The organism is Marinobacter sp. DSM 26671 (assembly GCF_900112835.1).
Classification (GTDB): domain Bacteria; phylum Pseudomonadota; class Gammaproteobacteria; order Pseudomonadales; family Oleiphilaceae; genus Marinobacter; species Marinobacter flavimaris.
The window spans coordinates 163,530-186,490 of sequence record NZ_FONF01000005.1 but is presented as its reverse complement, the minus strand read 5'-3'; the positions used below and the strand labels follow the sequence as shown (position 1 = coordinate 186,490).

At 57.5% G+C, this 22,961-nt stretch carries 20 protein-coding genes; 8 read left to right on the top strand and 12 right to left on the bottom strand.

From position 1 onward, the window contains the following. Positions 1 to 238: 238 nt before the first annotated feature. Positions 239 to 787 (top strand): zinc ribbon-containing protein, encoded by a 549-nt coding sequence (locus BM035_RS07665; protein WP_092030992.1) that lies wholly within the window; start codon positions 239 to 241, stop codon positions 785 to 787. On the opposite strand, the gene lnt is transcribed toward BM035_RS07665, so the two are convergent. The 6 genes from lnt to BM035_RS07635 form a co-directional block, all read right to left on the bottom strand. Then, positions 756 to 2,318: an apolipoprotein N-acyltransferase gene (gene lnt, locus BM035_RS07660; RefSeq protein ID WP_092030990.1), complete on the bottom strand. Its 1,563-nt coding sequence runs from the start codon at positions 2,316 to 2,318 to the stop codon at positions 756 to 758. The genes BM035_RS07665 and lnt overlap by 32 nt on opposite strands. Then, positions 2,308 to 3,153: an HlyC/CorC family transporter gene (locus tag BM035_RS07655; RefSeq protein WP_088827602.1), complete on the bottom strand. Its 846-nt coding sequence runs from the start codon at positions 3,151 to 3,153 to the stop codon at positions 2,308 to 2,310. Before BM035_RS07655 ends, lnt begins: the two co-directional genes overlap by 11 nt. Further along, entirely contained in the window at positions 3,150 to 3,623 is a 474-nt protein-coding gene (gene ybeY / locus BM035_RS07650; protein WP_008170109.1) for an rRNA maturation RNase YbeY, read from the bottom strand. Before ybeY ends, BM035_RS07655 begins: the two co-directional genes overlap by 4 nt. Further along, positions 3,620 to 4,603: a PhoH family protein gene (locus BM035_RS07645; RefSeq protein WP_008170111.1), complete on the bottom strand. Its 984-nt coding sequence runs from the start codon at positions 4,601 to 4,603 to the stop codon at positions 3,620 to 3,622. The genes ybeY and BM035_RS07645 overlap by 4 nt, the downstream gene beginning before the upstream one ends. Before the next feature lie 475 nt (positions 4,604 to 5,078). Next, positions 5,079 to 6,425: a tRNA (N6-isopentenyl adenosine(37)-C2)-methylthiotransferase MiaB gene (gene miaB, locus BM035_RS07640; RefSeq protein ID WP_092030989.1), complete on the bottom strand. Its 1,347-nt coding sequence runs from the start codon at positions 6,423 to 6,425 to the stop codon at positions 5,079 to 5,081. Positions 6,426 to 6,648: 223 nt separating this feature from the next. Continuing rightward, complete coding sequence (locus BM035_RS07635) at positions 6,649 to 7,665, bottom strand: nucleoid-associated protein (RefSeq protein WP_092030987.1); 1,017 nt, start codon at positions 7,663 to 7,665, stop codon at positions 6,649 to 6,651. Positions 7,666 to 8,278: 613 nt separating this feature from the next. On the opposite strand from BM035_RS07635, the gene BM035_RS07630 reads away from it, so the two are divergent. After that, the gene (locus BM035_RS07630) at positions 8,279 to 9,487 is read left to right on the top strand and encodes an alginate export family protein (protein ID WP_039881807.1); all 1,209 of its coding nucleotides are present in this window, start codon (positions 8,279 to 8,281) and stop codon (positions 9,485 to 9,487) included. A gap of 68 nt (positions 9,488 to 9,555) precedes the next feature. On the opposite strand, the gene cysN is transcribed toward BM035_RS07630, so the two are convergent. The 3 genes from cysN to BM035_RS07615 all read right to left on the bottom strand — a co-directional run bounded on the left by cysN (position 9,556) and on the right by BM035_RS07615 (position 12,695). Continuing rightward, positions 9,556 to 11,214 carry a sulfate adenylyltransferase subunit CysN gene (gene cysN, locus BM035_RS07625; protein ID WP_008170122.1) on the bottom strand — a complete coding sequence of 553 codons (1,659 nt, stop codon included), beginning with the start codon at positions 11,212 to 11,214 and terminating at the stop codon, positions 9,556 to 9,558. A 1-nt stretch (position 11,215) separates the two neighbouring features. Further along, a complete protein-coding gene (gene cysD, locus BM035_RS07620; RefSeq protein WP_008170124.1) occupies positions 11,216 to 12,124 on the bottom strand; it encodes a sulfate adenylyltransferase subunit CysD in 909 nt (302 codons plus the stop codon). A 160-nt stretch (positions 12,125 to 12,284) separates the two neighbouring features. After that, positions 12,285 to 12,695 (bottom strand): PilZ domain-containing protein, encoded by a 411-nt coding sequence (locus BM035_RS07615; RefSeq protein WP_008170127.1) that lies wholly within the window; start codon positions 12,693 to 12,695, stop codon positions 12,285 to 12,287. A gap of 315 nt (positions 12,696 to 13,010) precedes the next feature. Here BM035_RS07615 and rimO point away from each other — a divergent pair, with 315 nt between their 5' ends. Then, a complete protein-coding gene (gene rimO, locus BM035_RS07610; RefSeq protein ID WP_092030986.1) occupies positions 13,011 to 14,357 on the top strand; it encodes a 30S ribosomal protein S12 methylthiotransferase RimO in 1,347 nt (448 codons plus the stop codon). Between the two features lie 455 nt (positions 14,358 to 14,812). Here rimO and gatB read toward each other — a convergent pair whose 3' ends face one another. The 3 genes from gatB to gatC are packed head-to-tail and all read right to left on the bottom strand — an operon-like array spanning position 14,813 to position 18,055. Further along, positions 14,813 to 16,264 (bottom strand): Asp-tRNA(Asn)/Glu-tRNA(Gln) amidotransferase subunit GatB, encoded by a 1,452-nt coding sequence (gatB, locus tag BM035_RS07605; protein ID WP_092030984.1) that lies wholly within the window; start codon positions 16,262 to 16,264, stop codon positions 14,813 to 14,815. A 34-nt stretch (positions 16,265 to 16,298) separates the two neighbouring features. Continuing rightward, entirely contained in the window at positions 16,299 to 17,756 is a 1,458-nt protein-coding gene (gene gatA / locus BM035_RS07600; protein ID WP_092030983.1) for an Asp-tRNA(Asn)/Glu-tRNA(Gln) amidotransferase subunit GatA, read from the bottom strand. Positions 17,757 to 17,767: 11 nt separating this feature from the next. After that, positions 17,768 to 18,055, bottom strand: coding sequence for an Asp-tRNA(Asn)/Glu-tRNA(Gln) amidotransferase subunit GatC (gene gatC / locus BM035_RS07595; RefSeq protein ID WP_014577753.1), 288 nt, complete (start codon positions 18,053 to 18,055; stop codon positions 17,768 to 17,770). Between the two features lie 374 nt (positions 18,056 to 18,429). On the opposite strand from gatC, the gene BM035_RS07590 reads away from it, so the two are divergent. Genes BM035_RS07590 through rng form a run of 5 tightly spaced genes read left to right on the top strand, consistent with a single transcriptional unit; the run spans position 18,430 to position 22,958 of the window. Continuing rightward, entirely contained in the window at positions 18,430 to 19,470 is a 1,041-nt protein-coding gene (locus BM035_RS07590) for a rod shape-determining protein (protein WP_008170134.1), read from the top strand. Positions 19,471 to 19,499: 29 nt separating this feature from the next. Then, the gene (mreC, locus tag BM035_RS07585; RefSeq protein ID WP_092030981.1) at positions 19,500 to 20,396 is read left to right on the top strand and encodes a rod shape-determining protein MreC; all 897 of its coding nucleotides are present in this window, start codon (positions 19,500 to 19,502) and stop codon (positions 20,394 to 20,396) included. Then, positions 20,396 to 20,872, top strand: a complete 477-nt coding sequence (gene mreD, locus BM035_RS07580; RefSeq protein WP_069183063.1) for a rod shape-determining protein MreD — start codon at positions 20,396 to 20,398, stop codon at positions 20,870 to 20,872. The genes mreC and mreD overlap by 1 nt, the downstream gene beginning before the upstream one ends. A 2-nt stretch (positions 20,873 to 20,874) precedes the next feature. Further along, entirely contained in the window at positions 20,875 to 21,480 is a 606-nt protein-coding gene (locus BM035_RS07575; RefSeq protein ID WP_092030979.1) for a Maf family protein, read from the top strand. Then, positions 21,477 to 22,958, top strand: coding sequence for a ribonuclease G (gene rng / locus BM035_RS07570; RefSeq protein WP_092030978.1), 1,482 nt, complete (start codon positions 21,477 to 21,479; stop codon positions 22,956 to 22,958). The genes BM035_RS07575 and rng overlap by 4 nt, the downstream gene beginning before the upstream one ends. Positions 22,959 to 22,961: the final 3 nt, after the last annotated feature.

The window sequence follows — 22,961 nt, the reverse complement described above, 5'->3', positions numbered from 1 at the left end:
CAGCATCCATGCTGCTCACAGTCCCGGGGAGTCATCGCCGCCAGCGCCCCAGGCATAAGCAGTGGAGTCGGCAGGTGTTTTCCCAAGGTTTGGGAGACGGGCTTCGACCTCTCTTTCCGGGACTGTCTGCAGCATGGATGCTGCAGTCAAGCGTACAGGGATGTATTCACAGCGTGTCCCGGAAAGAGAGGGCGCAGTCCGGCTCTTGCACCCAGATTTGCGGTATCAAGGAGTCAACATGACACAACCAGAAAGAAGTCATCTCTCAGGCAAGGCACTGGAAGTTTACGACCGTATGCTGGAGCGGGTAAAAACGCGTCTCCATGACCTGGAGGAAACATCGCTCCAGAACCTTGAGGAAGAAGTCCAGAGGGCGGTGGAGTTCGAGTACGAACTCGAGGAAATGACCCGGGATGAGGCAAACCTCCTGGGGGCTTATCTGCAGCGGGATCTTGAACACCTGCTGCATTTTGTCGAGGAGACTGGTGAAGGCCTGAGCGAATGGTTGCAGCTTGATATCGCGCTGCTGGAACACCAGTTGGCGGACAGTTTGTTCTCGGTTGCTGATAAAACCGTCGTCGACTTCCTGGAACTCAGACAGAAACTGGAAAACAAGGAAGTGGGCCAGTACATTTCAGGCGAGGTGGCCACTGCTGGCATGTTCCAGTGCCTGAACTGCGGGCACATGCGCTGCCTGACAGCCACCAGCCACCTTGAACCCTGTGAAGCCTGCGGCTCCCACTACTACGAGCGGGTTACGAGCCGCTGGCCGAAACAGGAGGAATGACCCGCTCCCGGACAAAGACAATCAGAATGACCGCCAGGGTCAGGACGGGCCAGGAGCCGGTCTGCATGTAAGGCGTGCTGCCGGTGGCGGTGAATACCTCGCCAGTCAGGGTGGCGCGCTCGAAATGGGGGATGGTTTCGGTCAGCTGACCGCGGTTGTTAATGATCGCGGTGACGCCATTGTTGGTGCCGCGGAGCATGTAACGACCCGTCTCCAGAGCCCGCATTCTGGCAATCTGCAGGTGCTGCAACGGGCCAATGGAGTCGCCGAACCAGCCATCGTTGCTGATGGTCAGTAGCAGGCCCGCGCCCCGGGCATTGAAGGCGACAAAATCCGGGTAGGCGACCTCGTAGCAAATGAACGGCATCACATTGACGCCATTGGCCTTGAGCGGATCCTGCCACGCCGGTCCTCGGCTGAAATCGCTCATTGGCAAATCGAAGAAACCGATCAGGCCTCGCAGCACGCTTTGCAGTGGCACGTACTCGCCGAAAGGCACCAGCTTCTGCTTGTGGTAGATCCCTTCGCCATTGCCGATGGCCATGATGCTGTTGTGAAACGTGAAATCTTCAATACGGTCGCTGAAGCCGTACCAGGGTATCCCGGTAATCAGCGTACTGTTGTCGCCCAGCTGTTCACTGATGTGATCAATGATCTTGCCAGCCTGGTCCTGAGGGATCGGAATGGCGGTCTCGGGCCACAGGATCAGATCCGTGTCCCAGTGATCCTCGGTCATGCCGAGGTAGGTAACGATCTGATCCTTCAGGAACTCAGGATCCCATTTGATCTGCTGGGGAATATTGCCCTGCATGGCGGCAAACGAGGTAGGCTCCTCGTTTAGCTCCGTCCACTCGACACGGTTCATGGCCGGGGCAATCAGCCAGGGAATCAGCGCCACCGCAAGAGTGGCGCCCGCAGCAACCGGCTTGGCGTGTTTCAGGAGCCACCAACTCCCGTAGAGTGCGGCCCCTGTGGCCGTTATCCAGAAAGTGATGCCATGCACGCCGGTCAGAGGTGCCAGCCCGGCGAGCGGGCCGTCCGTGTGTGCTGTGCCCAGATACAGCCAGGGAAAACCGGTAAGCAGCCAGCCCCGAAGCCAGTCGCCAAGTATCCAGATAGCGGGAAACAGGATCAGACGCCGGGCGGCACTCTCCTTGGCAAGCTTGCCCCAGAACCAGAACGCCAGACCGTGGAACAGCGCCAGCCCTGCAACAAAGAGAACCGTCAACAAAACGGCAATCGGAATGGCGGTATTACCGTGTTCGCTGATACTGACGTAGACCCAGCTGGCGCCGCTGCCGAACAGCCCCAGGCCAGTAAGCCAACCGGCCCGGAAGAGCTTCTCTGGAGCCAGCGGAACCGTCACGAGGAGAATAAGAAGGACTGAAACCGGTCCCAGCCACCAGAGGTTGAACGGTGAAAAGGTCAGGGTTTGCATGGCGCCGGCAACCAGAAGGGTTGCCGCGCCAAGTAATGCGTTTGAGGAAAGCGGGGTCTTCAGCGCTCTGGTATTTTTCGCGTCACTGTTCACTTCGGGTTACCTGCAGCAGACGGATTACACGGTTATCGGCGTTGGCAATGGTAAAGCGCAAACCGCCGAATTCAACCGATTCGCCCCGTCTGGGCAGGTGTCCGAATTCCTTGAGAACCACGCCACCGATGGTGTCGAATTCCTCTTCGTCCATTTCGGTTTCGAAGAACTCATTGAAATCATCAATGGGGGTCACCGCTTTCACGGCGTAGCTGCCATCGCCCCGGGCCTTGATGTGGGTTTCTTCATCAAAATCGTGCTCGTCTTCGATTTCGCCGACAATCTGTTCAAGCACGTCTTCAATGGTGATAAGCCCGGCAGTGCCACCGTACTCGTCCACCACAATGGCCATGTGGTTGCGATTTTCCTTGAACTCCTTGAGCAGCTGGTTCAGGCGCTTGCTCTCGGGCACGAAGGTGGGCGGGCGCAGGATTTCCCGGATACGGTTCCAGTTCAGATCATTGTTCAGGGCCAGGGGAAGCAGATCTTTGGCCAGAAGAACGCCAATCACATCGTCCTGGCTGTCCCCGATGACCGGGAACCGGCTGTGTGCGGAATCCATGATTTCACCCAGAAACTCTTTGGGCTCCTGGGAGGCCTTGACGGTGACCATTTGCGAACGGGGGATCATGATCTCATCCACCCGCATGTCGATCACCTGCATGGCACCTTCGATGATGCTCATGGCATCAACATCGATGATGTTCTGGGACTCGGCGTCCCGCAGGATTTCCAGCACGTCCTCAACGGACTCAGGCCCGCTGGAGAAGGCCTGGGATATACGTTCCAGCCAGGACTTGCCGCCCTGACTGCGACTCGACTGATCGTCGCTCATGAGTCTTGTTCCGTTTCCTCTGCTTCGTAGGGATTGCCGAATCCGAGCTGCGCAAGCAGTCGGACTTCGAGGGCTTCCATGACCTCGGCATCTTCGTCTTCAATATGATCAAAACCCTGGAGATGCAACATGCCGTGCACCACCATGTGCGCCCAGTGGGCGACCAGGGTTTTTTCCTGTTCCATGGCCTCTTTCTCGACAACCGGTGCACAAATCACCAGATCTCCGGCCAATGGCACCGTTATACCGGCTGGCGCCTCAAATGGGAAGGACAACACGTTGGTCGCGTAGTCCCGCCCACGGTACTGATGATTCAGGGCCTGGCTTTCTTCGGTTCCGACAATACGGACCGTCACCTCGGACGGATCCTCGCCCTGCCAGGCAAGTTGCGCCCATTTTTGAACCTGCGTCTCCGAAGGTATTCCTGGCGCCTCAAAAACCTGCTGAAAATCCACAGTCAGCTTATTCACTGGCCCGTCGCACTCCCGTCGTCAAAGGAATCGTAGGCTTCAACAATCCGCTGTACCAGCGGGTGCCGAACAACGTCCTTTGCTTCGAACCGTGTGAACCCAATACCTGATACCTTGCTCAGAACCCCGGCAGCGTGAATAAGCCCCGAATTCTGACCCCGTGGCAGGTCTACCTGAGTGGTGTCGCCGGTAATCACAGCCGTGGAGCCAAAGCCGATCCGGGTCAGAAACATCTTCATCTGCTCCCGGGTGGTGTTCTGGCTTTCGTCCAGAATGATGAATGAGTTGTTCAGCGTCCGGCCGCGCATGAACGCCAGCGGCGCAATCTCGATCACGCTTTTCTCAATCAGCCGGGTAACCTGGTCAAACCCAAGCATTTCATAGAGAGCGTCATACAGCGGACGCAGGTATGGGTCGACCTTTTGTGCGAGATCGCCGGGAAGAAAACCAAGCTTCTCGCCGGCCTCGACCGCGGGCCGAACCAGCAAAATCCGCTTCACCTGCTCGTCTTTCAGTGCTTCAACGGCACAGGCCACCGCCAACCAGGTCTTGCCGGTACCCGCCGGCCCAATCCCGAAGTTGATATCGTGGGTGCGGATATTGTGCACATACTTCTGCTGATTCGCGCCCCTCGGCTTGGCCTGAAGCTTGGGGGTCTTGATGACCGTCACAGCGCCATCGTAGGGCACGTCTTCGGGCAGGCGTTCAAAACCGGTTTCCCGGATAAACAGATGCACGGTATCCGGAGGAAGGTCATCGGTAGCCTCGGTTTCCCGATAAAGATGCCGGATAACCTCAACGGCCGCCGCCACATGCTCGGTCTCACCCTCAACTCGGAAATGATGGCCGCGCCTGCCGACTTTCACGTGCAGGCGTTTTTCAATCATCTTCAGGTTTTCATCAAACTGGCCACAAAGCGTCGCCAGCCGACGCTGGTCCACCGGGTGCAGGTCAAATTGTCTGTGATCGTTGGCGTTCAAAAGTGCTCCGTTTTGGTTTGGGAGAACGAGTATCTGATGTTGGTGAAACGGGCAAGGGCCGGAAGGTGTTTCCAAAAAGCGCCCGTAAATACGTCCCTGTAGGGCTCGGTCGCGCCATCCCTGGCGCTCCACGTTTTTGGAAACACCTTCCGGCCCTCGCCCTGATCATTCTATGTGCAGGCCCGAATGCTAAAAAACAAGTAGATCGGAGTAGCTGGAGGCGTAATCCGACTGGTTTCTTCGTTACAGGCATGTTGCTCGATTACGAATTCGTCCAATCCAACCTACGAATGCGGAGCATAAACTGGGCAGACGGCTCTGGGGCCTACGGAGAGTGGTGGGGCTCCCCTCCCAAAAATGTCGGCGGCCAAGGATGGCCGACGCCAAGCGCACACGGATGTGCTCGTAGCGTTTTTTGGGAGGGGAGCCCCACCACTCGCCAAACTCCAAACCCCAGACGAATAGGATCCGAGCTTTAGTACAACTCCGAATTCACGGGCACACCGCGAAGTGAGTTGGGATAGGCCTCCACAATATCGACATCAATAAAGTGCCCAACAACCTCCGGATTCTCATGCCGGAAATTCACAATCCGGTTGTTCTCGGTACGCCCCGCATACTCACCAGGGTCTTTCTTGGACAAGCCAGTCACCAGAATCCGCTGAGTAGAACCCACCATCTTGCGGCTGATGTCCATCACGTTCTGGTTCAGGCGATCCTGCAGGATGCTCAGCCGCTGTTTCTTGATGTCCATCGGCGTATCGTCCGGCAGATCTGATGCCGGCGTGCCGGGCCGTGCGCTGTAAACGAAGCTGAAGGACATGTCGAAGCCGATGTCGTTGATCAGCTTCATGGTGTCTTCAAAGTCCTTCTCGGTTTCGCCCGGGAAGCCGATGATGAAGTCCGACGAGAAACTGATATCCGGGCGGATCTTGCGCAAGCGGCGGAGTTTGGATTTGTACTCCAGCGCTGTATGGCCGCGCTTCATGGCCGCCAGGATGCGGTCGGAACCGCTCTGAACTGGCAGATGCAGATGGCTGACCAGCTCCGGAACGCGCTCATAGACATCAATGAGAGCATCAGAGAACTCCACCGGGTGTGACGTGGTGTACCGGATGCGATCAATGCCGTCGATGGTGGCGATCAGCTCAATCAGTTCCGCCAGGTCCATCGTGTCGCCGTCGTGGGTTTCGCCACGGTAGGCATTCACGTTCTGGCCCAACAGGTTAACCTCGCGAACACCCTGGCTGGCGAGGTGGGCCACTTCGGCGATCACATCGTCTGCCGGGCGGCTGACTTCTTCACCGCGGGTATAGGGCACCACGCAGAACGTGCAGTACTTGCTGCAGCCTTCCATGATTGAAACAAACGCGGAAGGGCCGTCTGCGCCGGGCTCGGGCAGGTTGTCGAATTTTTCGATTTCCGGGAAGCTGACGTCCACCACGCCAACACCGTTACCCTTGGCGCGCACTTCGGTAATCATGTCCGGCAGGCGATGCAGAGTCTGGGGGCCGAAGACCATGTCCACGTAGGGTGCGCGGTCAATGATCGCCTGGCCTTCCTGGGAAGCCACACAGCCACCCACGCCGATGATCATTTCCGGCTTTTTGCTTTTCAGCCTTTTCCAGCGGCCAAGCTGGTGGAACACCTTCTCCTGGGCTTTTTCCCGAATGGAGCAGGTGTTCAGCAGCAGGATGTCGGCGTCATCGGGTGAATCGGTCATTTCGACGGTTTCACCGGTTTTGAGCAGGTCTGCCATGCGGGCAGAGTCATACTCGTTCATCTGACAGCCGTGGGTTTTGATGTACAGCTTTTTAGCCATGGGTCTCACGTAATCTGGTGGATGGTGCGCCGGGAACTGGTTTTTGAAACGGGGCGCCAGCAAAAAGGAACTGCGTATTATAACGGGGTGCTTAAACTTCAACCACCTTTGTCTCGGCTTGTTGCTAGTGTCCGTCTGGCTCTGGTGTTATCCGTTGCGATCTGATTTGGGTGCAGGATACCCGCCCGGCTCTCAGGTTACGAAGCGGGCCACTCCGGACGCCTCACTCCTCGCGAGCCTCCAGATACCGCTGCAGCTGCTCCCGCAACGCCCTGGGAAGCCGGGTAATCGTCAAAGCATCTTTATCGCGGTCGTAATAAACCGCCTGATTCACCAGGTCGGATGAAAACGACACGCTCATGCCACCCCCGGAGCCCGCGATACGCACCAGTTTCTTCACCTTGCGATGATCCGGGTGCAGCACGCCGCTCTCCGGAAGCTCTGCGGTTTTCGATGCAAATTCCCTGAAACGTTGCGGCTCGTTTTCGTCCAGATAGCCAGACAGTGCCTCGATTTCGACCGGCTCGCCCAGGGCATGCTGCTCCTTACAGAACTCATAGGCCTTGTTGCGAACCTCCCCGGCTTTCTCAGGCTCGGAGGACTTGGCAAAAGCTTCCACCGCATCCAGGAAGGTCATGGTTTCCTTTTCCACATCCACCTGATTGGTAAACCCGCACAAACGGATAAACAGCTCTCCTGGCTCGCCGGTGCCGCGGCCGTGGACCAGTGTCAGGTAGTTTTCCGCCGGGTTGTTGCCGCGCCAGTCGTCCAGCTCGATGCGAACGGCCAGGTTCAGACGGGAGAGGCTCAGGACGTCGGTCGCATCCAGTGACTGGTTGCCATCGAACCGCATGGCGCTGTCGGTTTCCAGGATAAACAGGTAAACCACCTCGGCGTCCGCTAGGGCATCGTGGACGATCATCAGATGGCCATCGAACTCCTCCTGACTGTCGGTCAGGAGCTCCTGCCACTGTCCGAACAGGCGGTCGGTCATGGCGCTGAAGGTTTGCTTGTCTTCCAGGTAGTCGTTCAGCCAGGCGCTGAACGGGCACTCGCCCAGATCTTCGGAAAACCGGCCGTATTTCTTACCGGGCTTGCTGTTGAACAGCCGCTTCATCTGCTTGTGCAGGCCCTCGTAGTCGCCACCGGGCTCCCTCAGAGAGTCTCCGGCACTGAGATGGGCTGCCTGGTCCGGCTGGAAATGCGTAAAAAAGGCAGACCTCAGGTGTTTGATTGCCATGGTTAATTACCCTGTTGCCGTTGTCCTGACTGAAAGGCCTCCATGATGAGCGTTTCATCGGGATGGTAAAGCCAGTCAAATCCAATGGGTTGCGCAGTGAGTGATATGGGAGAGAAGGCCATAGTCCAAGGAGCGGCAGCTTATTATGAAAAACGCGGAAATCCAAATTTCCACCCATCCTGATGCATTATCGTTCAAAGCCGATTTTGACACGTGAGAATTCCGCAATATCGCCTTTTCAGCTCTGAAGCCGCCTTCGGGACCCGCACTTTGACTGCTCCATGTCTGTGCCTGTGCCTGAATAAGGGGCAGTTTTCAGGCTTGGCAGGGCTACCCCGCAGAGGTTGGGAAAGGGTCGGAAGCGCCAGAGTAAAGGCCTGAACAAGAATTGGCGCAATCCATGCTTATGGTTCAGGTCAGCGGGAAGAGTCGCGTTGTGTCGTGCGACACAATTCTCGTGGAATAAGTCACTCAAGCAAAAGCGCTTATTGGCCCGGAGATTTCTTCGGTTCAATAGGCGCTTTTTTTTTTTGGCAAATGGCCAGTGAGGCGGCTCGGAATTTTTCTTCGGTCTCCTCTTGACCAGTCAGTTTAACAGAAACGGAGAACTGCGATGCAATGTGTAATGAAAAAGGCCGGATTGGCGATAGCGATTGCCCTGATGGGTGGCTCGGTGCAGGCCGCACAGACCGGGTTTCATGAAGCCCTGAGTAAGGGCGAGGTATACGGAGATCTTCGCTTGCGTTTCGAACAGGTGCAACAGGACAATGCACTCAGGGACGCGGAAAGCGTAACTTTGCGAACCCGCCTTGGCTATCGTACTGCGGATTACAATGGGTTATCCGGGCTTGTCGAGTTTGAGGACGTTCGGAACGTGGCTGGGCTTGACGACTACAACGACACGCTGGGGAAGAATCCAAATTACTCTGTTATTGCCGATCCCGAGACAACAGAGCTGGACCAGGCTTACCTTCAGTACAGGTTCGGAGATATAACCGGTCGGTTGGGGCGTCAGGTGATAACTTACGACAATCACCGGTTTATTGGCGACGTTGGCTGGCGCCAGGATCGCCAGACGTTTGATGCGGCCCGCCTGACTTACACCCCGTCAACCAACCTCGCAATCGACTACGCCTTCCTGAGTCAGCGCAACCGCATCTTTGCCGAGAGCCAGGACCTGCCATCCAAGGATCACATAGTCAACGTTGCCTACCAAACACCCCTCGGCAAGCTGACCGGCTATGCCTATCTGCTGGAAATTGATGAAGGCGTTGACAACTCGCTCGACACCGTCGGGCTTCGTTATGTTGGCGGGTATGACCTTGAGCCGCTGGGGATAATCTACGAAGCCGAATATGCGATCCAGGAGGCAGAATCGGGCGGTGCTGATTTTGATGCCGAGTATTACAAACTGAATGCGGGCATTGATATCGCGGGCGTCATTGTTTCAGCGGGACTTGAAGTCCTTGGGTCGGATAATGGCAACTACGGCTTCTCTACACCACTGGCAACCCTGCACGGTCAGAACGGCTGGGCTGACCAGTTTCTGAACACCCCGCTGGTCGGGTTGGAAGACGCGTCGCTCAGCGTAAAGGCACCCGTGGCGGGCGGCGGCCTGACCCTTAAATATCATGACTTCAGGGCCAGTGACTCGCCTGGCGGTGCCAGTGACTTGGGTAGCGAGGTTGATGTGGTCTATCAGCGCAAGTTTGCGGAGAACTACTCAGCAGGTATTAAATACGCTCGCTACATGGCCGGAGATGCAGCAACCGGAAAAGTGGATACTGACAAGCTCTGGCTGACTCTGGCCGCCAAGTTCTGAGGCTGATATCCGAAAAAAAGCCCCGGCGGCGTCCACTGCCAGCGGGGGCCTTTCATCCGTCATTCGGCTCAGATTCGCTTGTTGCGCACCAGGTCTTGCACCAGTTTGCTGACCGCGCCTGCGATTTCTTCACTGTCGTCTGCGCAGATGGAAGCCGAGGCGATGTCCGAGCCGAGCTTTGCCGCAATCGCGATGACGCCGTGGGCGCTGATGACCTGTGCGAAGCGGCGGCGATCATCGACAGTGCCGGCGTTGTCTTCGCTGAGCACGATGGACGTTTTACCCTGATCAAACAGCGCCCGTTCCAGGGACAAGGCCAGGGCCGCTGCCTGCTTGCCATTGCACGCGATGATGGCAGGCTTCTGGGCCAGACGACGCCGGCGCTCGTCAGCGCTGACCGGGTCCAGCGATTCCACCGTTTCCGAGGTTCCTGCGATCATGCCCGCGCCGATGGTCACGTTGCTCAGCCGGTCGATAACGATAAAACTGCCGGTTGCGTGGTTGTTGGGATAAGGATCGAACGCAACGGGTTGGCTCAGGGTCAGTTCGCACAGGCCGATTTCGTTCAAGTTCAGTTCCGGAGGGTTTTCCCGTTTTTCCAGCGTGTTTACGTCTGTCTGATGCTGAATCTTTCTCACCGTGGCCGATGAGAAGGTGGGGCCCAGCTTGATGTCATAGAGGCGACCGGTTTCCAGCGGCGCGTCGGTCATCCAGACGATGTTGGCGAGGAAACGGTTGCCCACTTCAGGCTCATCTTCCGCTTTTACCAGCATGTCGCCACGGCTGACGTCGATTTCGTCGGTCAGCGTGAGGGTGATCGCCTGGTCGATATAGGCTTCTTCAAGGTTGCCGTCGAAGGTTACCACCTCTTTCACCGTGCTGGTGCGCCGGGAGGGCAGCGCCATGATTTTCTCGCCCGGGCGGATCACGCCGGAGGCGATGGTGCCGCAGAAGCCGCGAAAGTTCAGGTTCGGGCGGGTTACGTACTGAACCGGGAAGCGGAAATGCTCCAGGTTCTTGTCCCGACCGACTTCCACGGTTTCCAGGATTTCCATCAGCGGCTGGCCGGTGAACCAGGGGGTGTGCTCGCTCTTGTTCACCACGTTATCGCCTTCCAGGGCGGAAATCGGCACGAAGCGGATGTCCTTCAGGCCCAGTTTGGCGGCAAACGCCAGATAGTCGTCCCGGATCTCGTTGAAGCGCTCTTCGCTGAAATCCACCAGATCCATCTTGTTGATGGCGACCACAATGTGGCGGATGCCCAACAGCGAGGCAATGTAGGAATGCCGGCGGGTCTGGGTCAGCACACCGTGGCGGGCATCGATCATCAGGATCGCCACCTGCGCCGTGGACGCGCCGGTGGCCATGTTGCGGGTATACTGCTCGTGGCCCGGAGTGTCGGCGATGATGAACTTGCGCTTGTCGGTGGAGAAATACCGGTAGGCAACATCAATGGTGATGCCCTGTTCGCGCTCCGCCTGCAGGCCGTCTACCAGCAGGGCCAGGTCCAGCTTCTCGCCGGTGGTGCCCATCTTGGCACTGTCGGTTTTCAGGCTGGCCATGTGATCTTCATAGATCATCTTGGTGTCATGCAGCAGGCGACCAATCAGCGTGCTCTTGCCGTCGTCCACGCTGCCGCAGGTGAGCAGGCGCAGGAGTTCCTTGTTTTCGTGCTGTTTCAGGTAGGCCTGAATATCTTCCGCAATCAGATCAGACTGGTGTGACATCTTAGAAGTACCCTTCCCGCTTTTTCTGTTCCATGGAGCCGGCTGAATCATGGTCGATAACGCGACCCTGACGCTCGGAACTGGTGGCCAGCAGCATTTCCTGGATGATCTCCGGCAACGTGGTGGCTTCGGATTCAATGGCGCCGGTTAACGGGTAGCAGCCGAGGGTGCGGAAGCGGATGGATTTCATCATCGGCTTCTCGCCTTCTTTCAGCGGCATTCGGTCATCGTCCACCATGATCAGGGTGCCGTCGCGCTCAACCACCGGGCGCACCGCGGAGTAGTAAAGGGGAACGATCTCGATATTTTCCAGGTAGATGTACTGCCAGATATCCAGCTCGGTCCAGTTGGACAGCGGGAATACCCGAATGCTTTCGCCCTTGTTGATCTTGCCGTTGTAGATGTTCCAGAGTTCAGGACGTTGGTTCTTGGGGTCCCAGCGGTGGTATTCGTCGCGGAAGGAATAGACACGCTCCTTGGCACGGGATTTTTCTTCGTCCCGGCGGGCGCCGCCGAACGCCGCATCAAACTTGTACTTGTCCAGGGCTTGCTTGAGGGCCTGGGTTTTCATTACGTCGGTGTGCTTGGCACTGCCGTGAGTGAATGGGCCAATGCCCTGTCTGATGCCGTCCTCGTTCTTGTGAACGATCAGGTCCAGACCGTATTCCTTCACCTTGCGGTCCCGGAAGTTGATCATATCCCGGAATTTCCAGGTGGTGTCCACGTGCATGAGAGGGAAGGGCGGTTTACCCGGATAAAAGGCCTTGCGGGCCAGGTGCAGCATTACCGCGGAGTCCTTGCCGATGGAATACAGCATTACCGGATTGTCGAACTCGGCTGCCACTTCCCGGATGATGTGGATGCTTTCCGCTTCCAGCTGTTTCAGGTGCGTGAGGTTATATGTGGTCATGATAATCCGTTGCCGCCGTGCGGGCCGTGTTGGCTGTGCGAATGAATACGGCAACTATACCAGAGGGGGTAAGGGCATAAGAAGACGGCCAACTAGACATTGGCGTTATAACAATATAGCAGTGGTGGGCCCTGGTTGTTCGTCAGCCGGCAGGTCGAGGTCAGGCAGGATTGCGGGAGTCAGCCAACAGTTTGGCAACGTATCGATCGACGTAATCGAAGCCGTTACCTTCAAACTCAGCGAACTGGATGCCCAGCTGAAATTCGTCCCTTGCGATGCGTCGCATGTGAACGATGTTGCCGTCGGCAATAATGGAAACCGGTTGCGTTGCAACCACCGGCACGGAGAATCGGGTCTTCACGGCAATCCAGTGTCCTGGAGCCGGGGCCTTTTGCTCGGGAATGAGTTGTTTCACCGTTTCCTGATTACAGGAAATCATAACGCCCGTGCGGGAGAGATTGGATACCGAACAGGTCAGGCAGCAGCCGTCCGATTTCTCAATAGTAATGTCGGTGGCTACGTCCACTCGCTGTTGGTTGCGCAAATTCAATTTGGCGGCGACAGGTTTCATGTTGACTCTTCTGGCGTGTCTGGTTGCGAATGATGCTGCCTTTCCCATAAATCCCTTCCAGAAAAACACTTAAACGCATGATAAGCGAATGAAAGTGTAGTTGTTTACTTTGTGATCAGCAAGAAGCCTGCCGCCTATAGTGGCAGATTTGTTAAATCTTTCTGAACAAGACGTCACAAATTTTGACGTCCGTCAGTTTCCATCCGTTCCAATACTCGTCGGACTTTTGCTGCAGGCGGTCCCTGAGCTGGTGTAAAATATAGCCCTTCATTCATTTGTGGGCTCGCGCTGAGCTCCGGGAATTCCAAGCCTTCTATGACAGATAACACCCAGACCCCCGCCTCGTCCGGCAACGGCAAAGTCGGTTTCATCAGCCTCGGTTGTCCCAAGGCTCTCGTCGACTCCGAGCGCATTCTCACGCAGCTCAGGCTGGACGGCTACGACGTTGTCCCGTCCTATGGCGACGCCGACATTGTTGTGGTCAACACCTGCGGATTTATCGATGCCGCCAAACAGGAGTCGCTGGACGCGATCGGTGAGGCCATCAGCGAAAACGGCAAGGTAATTGTCACCGGTTGTATGGGTGTAGAGGCCGACAAGATTCGCGATACTCACCCGGGTGTTCTGGCGGTTTCCGGTCCCCACGCCTATGAAGAAGTGGTCGGCGCGGTTCACGAGTTCGTTCCGCAGAAAAAGCAGCACGATCCGTTCACCGATCTGGTTCCGCCGCAGGGAATCAAGCTGACCCCCCGGCACTACGCCTACCTCAAGATCTCCGAAGGTTGTAACCATCGCTGCACCTTCTGCATCATCCCCTCCATGCGCGGTGATCTGGTCAGTCGGCCCATTGGCGATGTGATGGACGAAGCCCAGCGCCTGGTGGATGCCGGTGTAAAAGAGCTGTTGGTCATCTCCCAGGATACCTCCGCCTACGGCGTCGACACCAAATACCGCACCGGTTTCTGGCAGGGGCGGCCGCTCAAGACCAAGATGCAGTCACTGTGCGAAGCGCTCGGCGAAATGGGCGTTTGGGTACGCCTGCACTACGTTTATCCCTATCCTCATGTCGACGACATCATTCCACTGATGGCCGAGGGAAAAATCCTGCCGTACCTGGACATCCCGTTCCAGCACGCCAGCCCGAAAGTACTCAAGGCCATGAAGCGCCCGGCCCACGACAGCAAAACCCTGGAGCGCATCCGCAAATGGCGGGAAATCTGCCCCGAGCTCACCATCCGCTCCACCTTCATCGTCGGCTTCCCCGGTGAAACCGAGGAAGACTTCCAGTACCTGCTGGACTGGCTCGACGAGGCTCAACTGGATCGTGTTGGCGCGTTCAAATACAGCCCGGTGGAGGGTGCCAAAGCCAACGAACTGGAAGGTGCGGTTCCCGAGGAAGTCAAAGAAGAGCGCCTGGCCCGTTTCATGGAAAAACAGGCAGAGATCTCAGCAGCCCGCCTACAGGCCAAAATCGGCCAGACAATCGACGTGCTGATTGACGAGGTCGACGAGGAAGGCGCCATCGGCCGCTCCAAGGCAGACGCGCCGGAGATTGACGGTATGGTTTACCTTAACGACGAGACCGACCTTGTTCCGGGTGAGATTGTTCAGGCGGTTGTTGAGCATGCTGATGAGCATGATCTTTGGGCTCGGCTTCTTTGATGGCTTCCGGCTTGGGCACCTAGCCTGCCGAATTTGGGGGTAGGCCTCGGCGGGGTGTGCCTCCCAAAAACCGCTACGAGCACATCCATGTGCGCTTGGCGTCGGCCATCCATGGCCGCCGACATTTTTGGGAGTCACACCCCGCCAAGGCCTCAGAATCTTCAGGGATAGGGAGCAATCGGGCCGGATAAACAAGGTCAGTAGGTCGGATCAGGTGAAGCCGTAATCCGACCTATCATTTTGTTTTGATGGCCTGTCTTCGCGAGGGCACGCCGCCAGCTCGAGTGCCGTGGTGGGTAGAGCCTCCCAAAAATCTGGAGCGCCAGGGATGGCGCGACGAAGCCCTACAGGGATGTATTCACGGGCGTTTTTTGGGAGGCTCTACCCACCATGGCAGTCCCCCCAAGCTAGCAGGCTAGGGCCGCAGTCAGAAACCACGACCCAAGCCAAAAGGGTCACCCCCCAAGCTTGCGAACAAGAATCTCATTAAACAGCTTGGGATTCCCCTGACCTTTGGAGGCCTTCATCAGAGGCCCCATGAAACCCCCAAGCATCTTCTTGCGCTTCTTCGGGTCTTCCTCGTTCTGATACTGCGCCACCTGATCCGGCATGCCCGCTAGAACCTCATCTACCATGGCTTCCAAAGCGCCGGTGTCAGACACCTGCTTCAGACCCTTGGCATCGATGATGGCGTCAACGCTGTCGTTCTCACCAGACCACAGCGCCTCGAACACCTTCTTCGCGCCGGCGGATGAAATCGTATTGTCGGCAATCCGTACCACCAGATCGCCCAGCTGAGCACCGCTGATGGGCGAATCGGCAACCGATTTCTCCTCTGCATTCAGGCGCGCAGAGAATTCGCCCTGGATCCAGTTGGCGACCAGCTTTGCGTCTTTGCCCTGGCTGGCCGCTTCTTCAAAGAACGTGGCCAGTTTTGAGTCGCCGCTGAGCAGGCTGGCGTCGTAGTCGTTCAGGCCGTAATGGTCCATAAAGCGGACTTTGCGGGCGTCCGGCAGTTCCGGGAGACTGTTGCGGGCTTCTTCAATGAAGGAATCATCGATTTCTACCGGCAGCAGGTCCGGGCAGGGGAAGTAGCGGTAGTCGTTGGCTTCTTCCTTGGTGCGCATGGAGCGGGATTCGTCACGGTCGCCGTTATACAGGCGGGTTTCCTGCACGATGCTGCCGCCGTCTTCCAGAACGTCCATTTGCCGCTCAACTTCGTGGGCAATGGCCTGCTCCATGAACCGGAACGAGTTCAGGTTCTTGGTTTCGGTACGTGTGCCCAGAGTGTCGGCCCCCTTCGGTTTCAACGAAATATTCACGTCGAAACGCATGGAGCCTTGGGACATGTCGCCGTCGCAGATGCCCAGGGATGTCACGATGCTGTGCAGCTTCTTCGCGAAGGCGACGGCTTCTTCCGCGTTGTTCATATCCGGTTCGGTGACCACCTCAATGAGCGGTGTGCCGGCCCGGTTGAGATCCACGCCGGTCATGCCGTGGAAATCCTCATGCAGGGATTTGCCGGCATCCTCTTCCAGGTGGGCGTGGTGAATGCGAACGCGCTTGGTCTCACCGTTCGGCAGATCAATGTCCACGAAGCCGGGGCCGACAATCGGGCGCTCCAGCTGAGTGGTCTGATAGCCTTTGGGCAGATCCGGGTAGAAGTAGTTTTTCCGCTCGAACATGGAGCGGCGCTCGATCTCCGCATTCACTGCCAGGCCAAACATGACCGCATAGCGGAAAGCCTGCTCGTTGGGGACCGGCAGCGTGCCGGGCATGGCCAGGTCAACGGCGTTGGCCTGCGTGTTAGGCTCGGCGCCGTAAGCGGTGCTGGAGCCTGAAAAAATCTTGGTTTTGGTGGCGAGCTGAACGTGAATTTCCAGCCCGATCACAATGTCCCACTGCATAGTTGCTCTCTCCTGTAAGGGGCCTGTCCCGGGCTTATTGCGGTTCACGCTGGTGCCAGTCGGTCACCTGCTGGAATTGATGGGCGGCGTTCAGCAAACGGGCCTCGGAGAAATAATCCCCGATTATCTGAAGACCCACCGGGAGACCGTCCACGAAACCGGCCGGTACCGACATGGCCGGTACACCCGCCAGGTTGATGGCGATGGTGAATACGTCTTCCAGGTACATGGTCACAGGATCGCTGGTTTTTTCACCCTGAATAAATGCCGGCGAGGGCGTGGTGGGGCTCATCAGCACATCCACTTCCTTGAAGGCATTGATGAAATCCTGCTGGATCAGCCGCCTCACCTTCTGGGCTTTGAGATAATAGGCATCGAAATAGCCGGCAGAGAGAGCGTAGGTGCCCACGAGAATCCGACGTTTCACCTCTTCACCAAAACCCTCCGCGCGGGAGCGGGTGTAAAGATCCATCAGGTCCTTGGGATCCTCGCAGCGGTAGCCATAGCGTACCCCGTCAAAACGGGACAGGTTGGCGGACGCCTCTGCTGGAGCAATTACATAGTAGGCAGCAATCGCGAGCTTCGCGTTTGGCAGCGACACCTCTTTAACGGTGGCGCCCAGTTTCTCGTATTCCTTTACTGCGTTGCGAACCTGCTGCTCCATCGCCGGGCTTAGCTGATCGCTGAAATATTCCCTGGGCAGGCCGATTCTTAAACCTTTTAGGGGCTCGTTCAGCGTGGCGGTGTAATCCGGCACCTCGCGGTCAATAGACGTCGAGTCCTTCGGATCAAAACCTGCCATCACATTCAGCATCAGCGCATTATCTTCTGCTGTGCGAGCCATAGTGCCGCCCTGGTCGAGACTAGACGCAAAGGCAATCATCCCGTACCGGGACACCCGGCCATAAGTGGGCTTCAGGCCAGTAACACCACACAGTGCCGCTGGCTGACGGATCGAGCCGCCAGTATCCGTGGCGGTAGCTGCCGGAGTCAGTCGAGCGGAAACCGCCGCAGCCGACCCGCCTGATGAACCGCCCGGCACCCGCTTATTACCTTCACTCAGGCCCCAAGGGTTGGTCACTGCGCCAAAATAACTGTTCTCGTTGGACGACCCCATGGCGAACTCATCCATGTTGGTCTTGCCCAGACACACGGCCCCTGCCTCGCGGAAATTCGCAGTGACAGTCGCATCGTAAGGGGGGACAAAGTTCTCCAGCATCTTGGAGCCGCACGTCGTGCGAACGCCGTTGGTGCAGAAAATGTCCTTGTGCGCGAAAGGAACGCCCGTCCAGGGCGTCGCGTTCCCAGACGCCCGCTGCTCATCCGCCACGCGGGCATCGGCCAGCGCCTGCTCTTCGGTCACGGTGATAAAACTGTTGTACTTCGAATCTTCCCGCTTGATGCGGTCGAGGAACTCCTGGGTCAGCTCCACACTGGAAATCTTGCCGCTTTCCAGTTCCCGGGAAAGCTCTGCTACGGATTTGTTATGCATGACGTGTCCTTTCACTCGATCACTCGGGGAACCAGATAAAGCCCGTTCTCGGTAGCCGGCGCAATCGCCTGGAACGCTTCCCGCTGATTGGTCTCGGTTACCTCGTCAGCGCGCAGGCGCTGGACTGCATTCAACGGGTGGGCCATGGGCTCAACCGAATCGGTGTCGGCGGCCGCCAGCTGATCCACCAGATCCAGAATATTGCCCAGATCCTTCTCCAGAGCCGAAACCTGCTCGTCATCCACACGAATGCGGGCGAGCACAGCGACTTTCTCAATGTCCTCACGGGAAATGGTCACGCATTGCCTCCCAGGTAAATGAAATGTCGGTAATAAATCTTTTGAAAACGAGGGCCAAACCTGAGCTTCGGGGCCGTTCGGGGAATCCTTTTCAAAACTGTAGAGGGCCATGGATGGCCCGAAACAAGCCCACATGGATGTGCTCGTAGCGTGTTTTGAAAAGGATTCCCCGAATGGCCCTTCACCAGGGCCAGAAAACCAAAGCGAGTATGGTAACAGATTCGAACAATGGCGGGAGGCCCCAGCCCATAAGGTAAATGTGTGAACCGTAAGGCGTGAGGCCCGCTAGCGCCTTGCCTGCAGGGGTGCTCACTGCTAAAGTTGCCGCATCTTTTCTTTGCGACTGCAACTCTCAGGTTGAAACTACACGAATGTTGATAAAAAGACTCCGAGGCATCTTCTCCAGCGATCTGTCCATCGACCTGGGCACCGCCAACACCCTCATTTACGTGCGTGAGCGCGGAATCGTGCTGAACGAGCCCTCGGTAGTGGCCATTCGCACCAACAACTCCCAGAAAATGGTCGCCGCGGTAGGCGCCGAAGCCAAACGCATGCTCGGCCGTACACCGGGCAACATTACCGCCATTCGCCCAATGAAAGACGGCGTAATTGCAGATTTCGTGGTAACCGAAAAAATGCTCCAGCACTTTATACATAAAGTGCATGAGAACAGCTTCATTACCCCTAGCCCGAGAGTGCTGGTGTGTGTGCCCAGCAAGTCTACGCAGGTTGAGCGCAAGGCCATCCGCGAATCCGCCCTCGGTGCTGGTGCACGGGAAGTCTTCCTCATTGAAGAGCCCATGGCGGCTGCTATCGGTGCCGGCCTTCCGGTTGAGGAAGCCAGCGGTTCCATGATCGTCGACATCGGTGGTGGTACCACCGAAATCGCCATTATTTCCCTGAACGGCATCGTCTATGCCGAATCCGTGCGTGTTGGTGGTGACAAGTTCGACGAAGCCATCGTTACCTACGTGCGCCGCAACTACGGCAGCCTGATTGGCGATTCGACCGCCGAGCGCATCAAGCACGAAATCGGCTGCGCCTACGAAGGCCTCGAAATTCGTGAGATCGACGTGCGCGGCCGCAATCTTGCAGAGGGTGTGCCCCGGGCATTCACCCTCAACAGCGAAGAAATTCTCGACGCGCTGCAGGAATCCCTGGCGCAGATCGTTCAGACCGTCAAAAGTGCTCTTGAGCAGTCTCCGCCCGAACTGGCGTCCGATATTGCCGAGCGCGGTATTGTACTGACCGGTGGCGGCGCTCTGCTGCGCGGGCTGGACAAGCTGATCAGCGAAGAAACCGGCCTTCCGGTGATCATCGCTGAAGACCCGCTGACCTGTGTTGCCCGTGGTGGCGGCAAGGCGCTGGAAGTGATTGATCGGGGTGGCATCGGAATGTTCTCCCAGGAGGGATAATCCTGTGGGGAGGGCTCGCCATTAAAACCATCTTCGTCCAGGGGCCTGTTCCCGGCTTCAGACTCCTCATTGTTCTACTCGTATCGGCAGCCCTGGTGGTTGCCGATGCGCGTTTCGACAAGCTCTCAACCGTGCGAAGCACCATCGCTACTGGTCTGGCCCCCGTGTACTGGCTGGGCAACGCGCCATACGAACTTACCGACTGGGCCGCCGGGCTGTTTGAAAATAAACAGGATCTACAGGAAGAAAATGAAGATCTCCGCGCCCGTTTGCTGATCCTTGAACGTCGCGCCCTGAAATACGCCGCCCTTGCGTCGGAGAACAACGAGCTGCGCCGCCTGATGAACTCTTCCGAAGTTCTGGACGATCGGGTGATTGTCGGTGAGGTTGTCGGCGTTTCCCCGGATCCCTTCTCCCACGAAATCATCATCAACAAGGGCCGCAGCGACGGCTTGTCGCCGGGCCAGGCAATCCTCGATGCCCATGGTTTGATGGGGCAGGTGGTGCAGAGCAGTCAGATCACCTCTCGCGTTCTGCTGGTATCTGACAGCAGCCATGCGGTGCCCGTGGAGGTAGTGCGCAACGGCCTGCGGGCGATTCTGCTGGGCACCGGTGACACCGATACCCTGGATCTCGTTCATGTGCCGGACACGGCCGATATCCGTGAGGGCGATCTGCTGGTCAGTTCCGGGCTCGGCGGACGTTTTCCGAGGGGGTACCCGGTTGCGGAAGTCAGCCGTATTTCCAAGGAACCGGGCGAACCGTTTGTTTCCATCGAAGCGTCGCCCAAGGCGCAGCTGAACCAGAGCCGTCTTGTACTGGTGGTATTCCCGCCGGAGAATGCCTCTCCGATCGAAGTCGAGGTGGTCGAGGGTGAGACTGCCGCTAACGCCGAGAATGACGGCAACCAGGGAGGGGAGGACTGATGTTATCCGTAATCAGCTATCCGGTTTTCGCGCTCTCCGTGGTTGTTGCACTGGTGTTCAGTATTTCCCTGTTTCCTGTGGGTTGGTTCGAGTTCCGCCCGGAGTGGCTGGGGCTGGTGGTGTTCTATTGGACATTCCGGGCTCCGGCCCAGTTCGGAATCCTCCTGGCCTGGTGTCTGGGCTTGTTGCTGGATGTGCTCGAAGCCACTCCCCTTGGCGTCAATGCCATGGCCATGGCGCTGATCGCCTTTCTGGTGCTTACCATCCATCAACGTCTGCGCATGTATCCGATGCCCCAGCAGTGCCTGATGGTGTTCCTGTTGCTGGGCATCAATCAGATGCTGGTGCATTTCGTGAAGCAGCTGCTGGGGGCCGATGACGCCGGGTTCAGCTACCTTTGGCCGGCCCTGACCAGTGCCCTGGTGTGGCCGGTATTCTGTATCCTGCTGGACAACATTAACCGCAAACTGGGTTAGCCATGCCATCCATCATTCTTGCTTCGGCTTCGCCGCGCCGGGCGGAGCTGTTGCAGCAAATCGGCCTGAAATTTTCGGTTCGTCCGGCGGACATCGACGAAACAGCGGAAGTCGATGAAACGCCGCAACATTATGTGGAACGTTTAGCCCGGGAGAAGGCGCTGGCTGTGGCCGAATCCGCGCCGCAATGCCTGGTTCTGGGGTCGGACACTTCAGTGGTGCTCGATGGAAGAATCCTTGGTAAGCCCACAGACGCGGCGGATGCCCGGGAAACCCTGGCCCGCCTTTCGGGTGCGACGCACCAGGTGATGACTGCCGTGGCGCTGGCCAACGATGGGCAATGCCAATCCGTTCTGGTCACAACGGAAGTCTGTTTCCGGGATCTCTCCTCCGAAGAGATTGATGCTTACGTGGCCAGCGGCGAACCCATGGACAAGGCCGGAAGTTATGGAATTCAGGGCCTTGGTGGTATTTTTGTTGATGAGCTCCGGGGTAGCTACAGTGCCGTGGTTGGCCTGCCGCTGCAGGAAACCGCCGCGTTGTTGGCTGGTGCCGGTTACCCGGTCTGGAAAAACTGGCCGCGCAGTCTGGAGAGCCAAACATTATGAGTGAAGAGATTCTTATCAACGTCACCCCGGTGGAAACGCGGGTGGCCCTGGTTGAAAACGGCATGCTGCAGGAGGCCTACATAGAGCGCACCAGCAGGAAAGGCATTGTCGGGAACATCTACAAGGGCAAAGTGGTGCGGGTTTTACCGGGCATGGAAGCCGCGTTCGTCGATATTGGTCTGGAACGGGCTGCATTTATCCATGCCTCCGATGTGGTTCCGAGTCAGTCCAATGGCGATGAGCCTGCCGACACCCCCAAGACCGTCCCGGATATCCGCAGCCTGCTCCGGGAGGGCCAGTCCCTGGTGGTTCAGGTTACCAAGGACCCTATTGGCACCAAGGGCGCCCGTCTGACCACCCAGCTTTCAATCCCTTCAAGGTATCTGGTGTTCATGCCCGGCGTCAGTCACGTTGGCATTTCGCAGCGCATTGAGGATGATGCCGAGCGAGCGCGCCTGAAAACCCTCGTCGAGGAGGCGGCAGCGGCAGATCAGGACGTTCAGGGTGGTTATATCATCCGGACGGCCGCAGAAGCGGCCTCGCCTGAGGACCTGATTGGCGATATGGCCTATCTGCACCGGTTGAGCCAGTCCATACACGAGCGAATTGCCCGGGTTCAGGCCCCGGCCGTTGTATACCAGGATCTGCCGCTGTTTATTCGCACCATCCGTGACCTGATCCGACCGCAGACTGAAAAGGTTCGCATCGACAGCCGCGAGAGCCACCAGAGGGTGATGGAGTTTGTTGAAGAGTTCGTTACGGAATTTGCCGACAAGGTAGAGTACTACCCGGGCGAGCGGCCCATCTTTGATCTCTACTCGGTGGAAGACGAAATCCAGAAAGCCCTGAGCCGGAAGGTCCAGCTCAAGTCCGGCGGTTATGTGATCATCGACCAGACCGAGGCCATGACCACTATCGATATCAACACCGGCGCGTTCGTGGGGCACCGTAACCTGGAAGAGACCATCTTCAAGACCAATCTGGAAGCAGCCCGGGCGATCAGCCGCCAGCTGCGGCTGCGGAACCTGGGCGGTATCATCATCATCGATTTCATCGACATGGAAGATCCCGAGCATCAGCGCCAGGTGCACCGGATGCTGGAAAAGATGTTGGAACGGGATCACGCCAAGACCAAGATTACCGGGGTGTCCGAGCTGGGCCTGGTGGAAATGACCCGCAAGCGCACCACCGAGAGCCTGGGCCAGGTGCTTTGCGAACCCTGTCCGATCTGTGACGGACGCGGTTTCCTGAAGACCAGCGAAACCGTGTGTTATGAAGTTTTCCGGGAAATTCTCCGGGTCAATCGTGCCTACGATGCCGAAAGCTATCTGGTGATGGCCTCCCAGAGCGTGGTGGACCGCCTGCTGGATGAGGAATCCGATAACGTGGCCGATCTTGAAACCTTCATCAGCAAGACCATTCGCTTCCAGGTGGAGCCCTTCTACAGCCAGGAGCAGTATGATGTTGTTCTGCTCTGATGC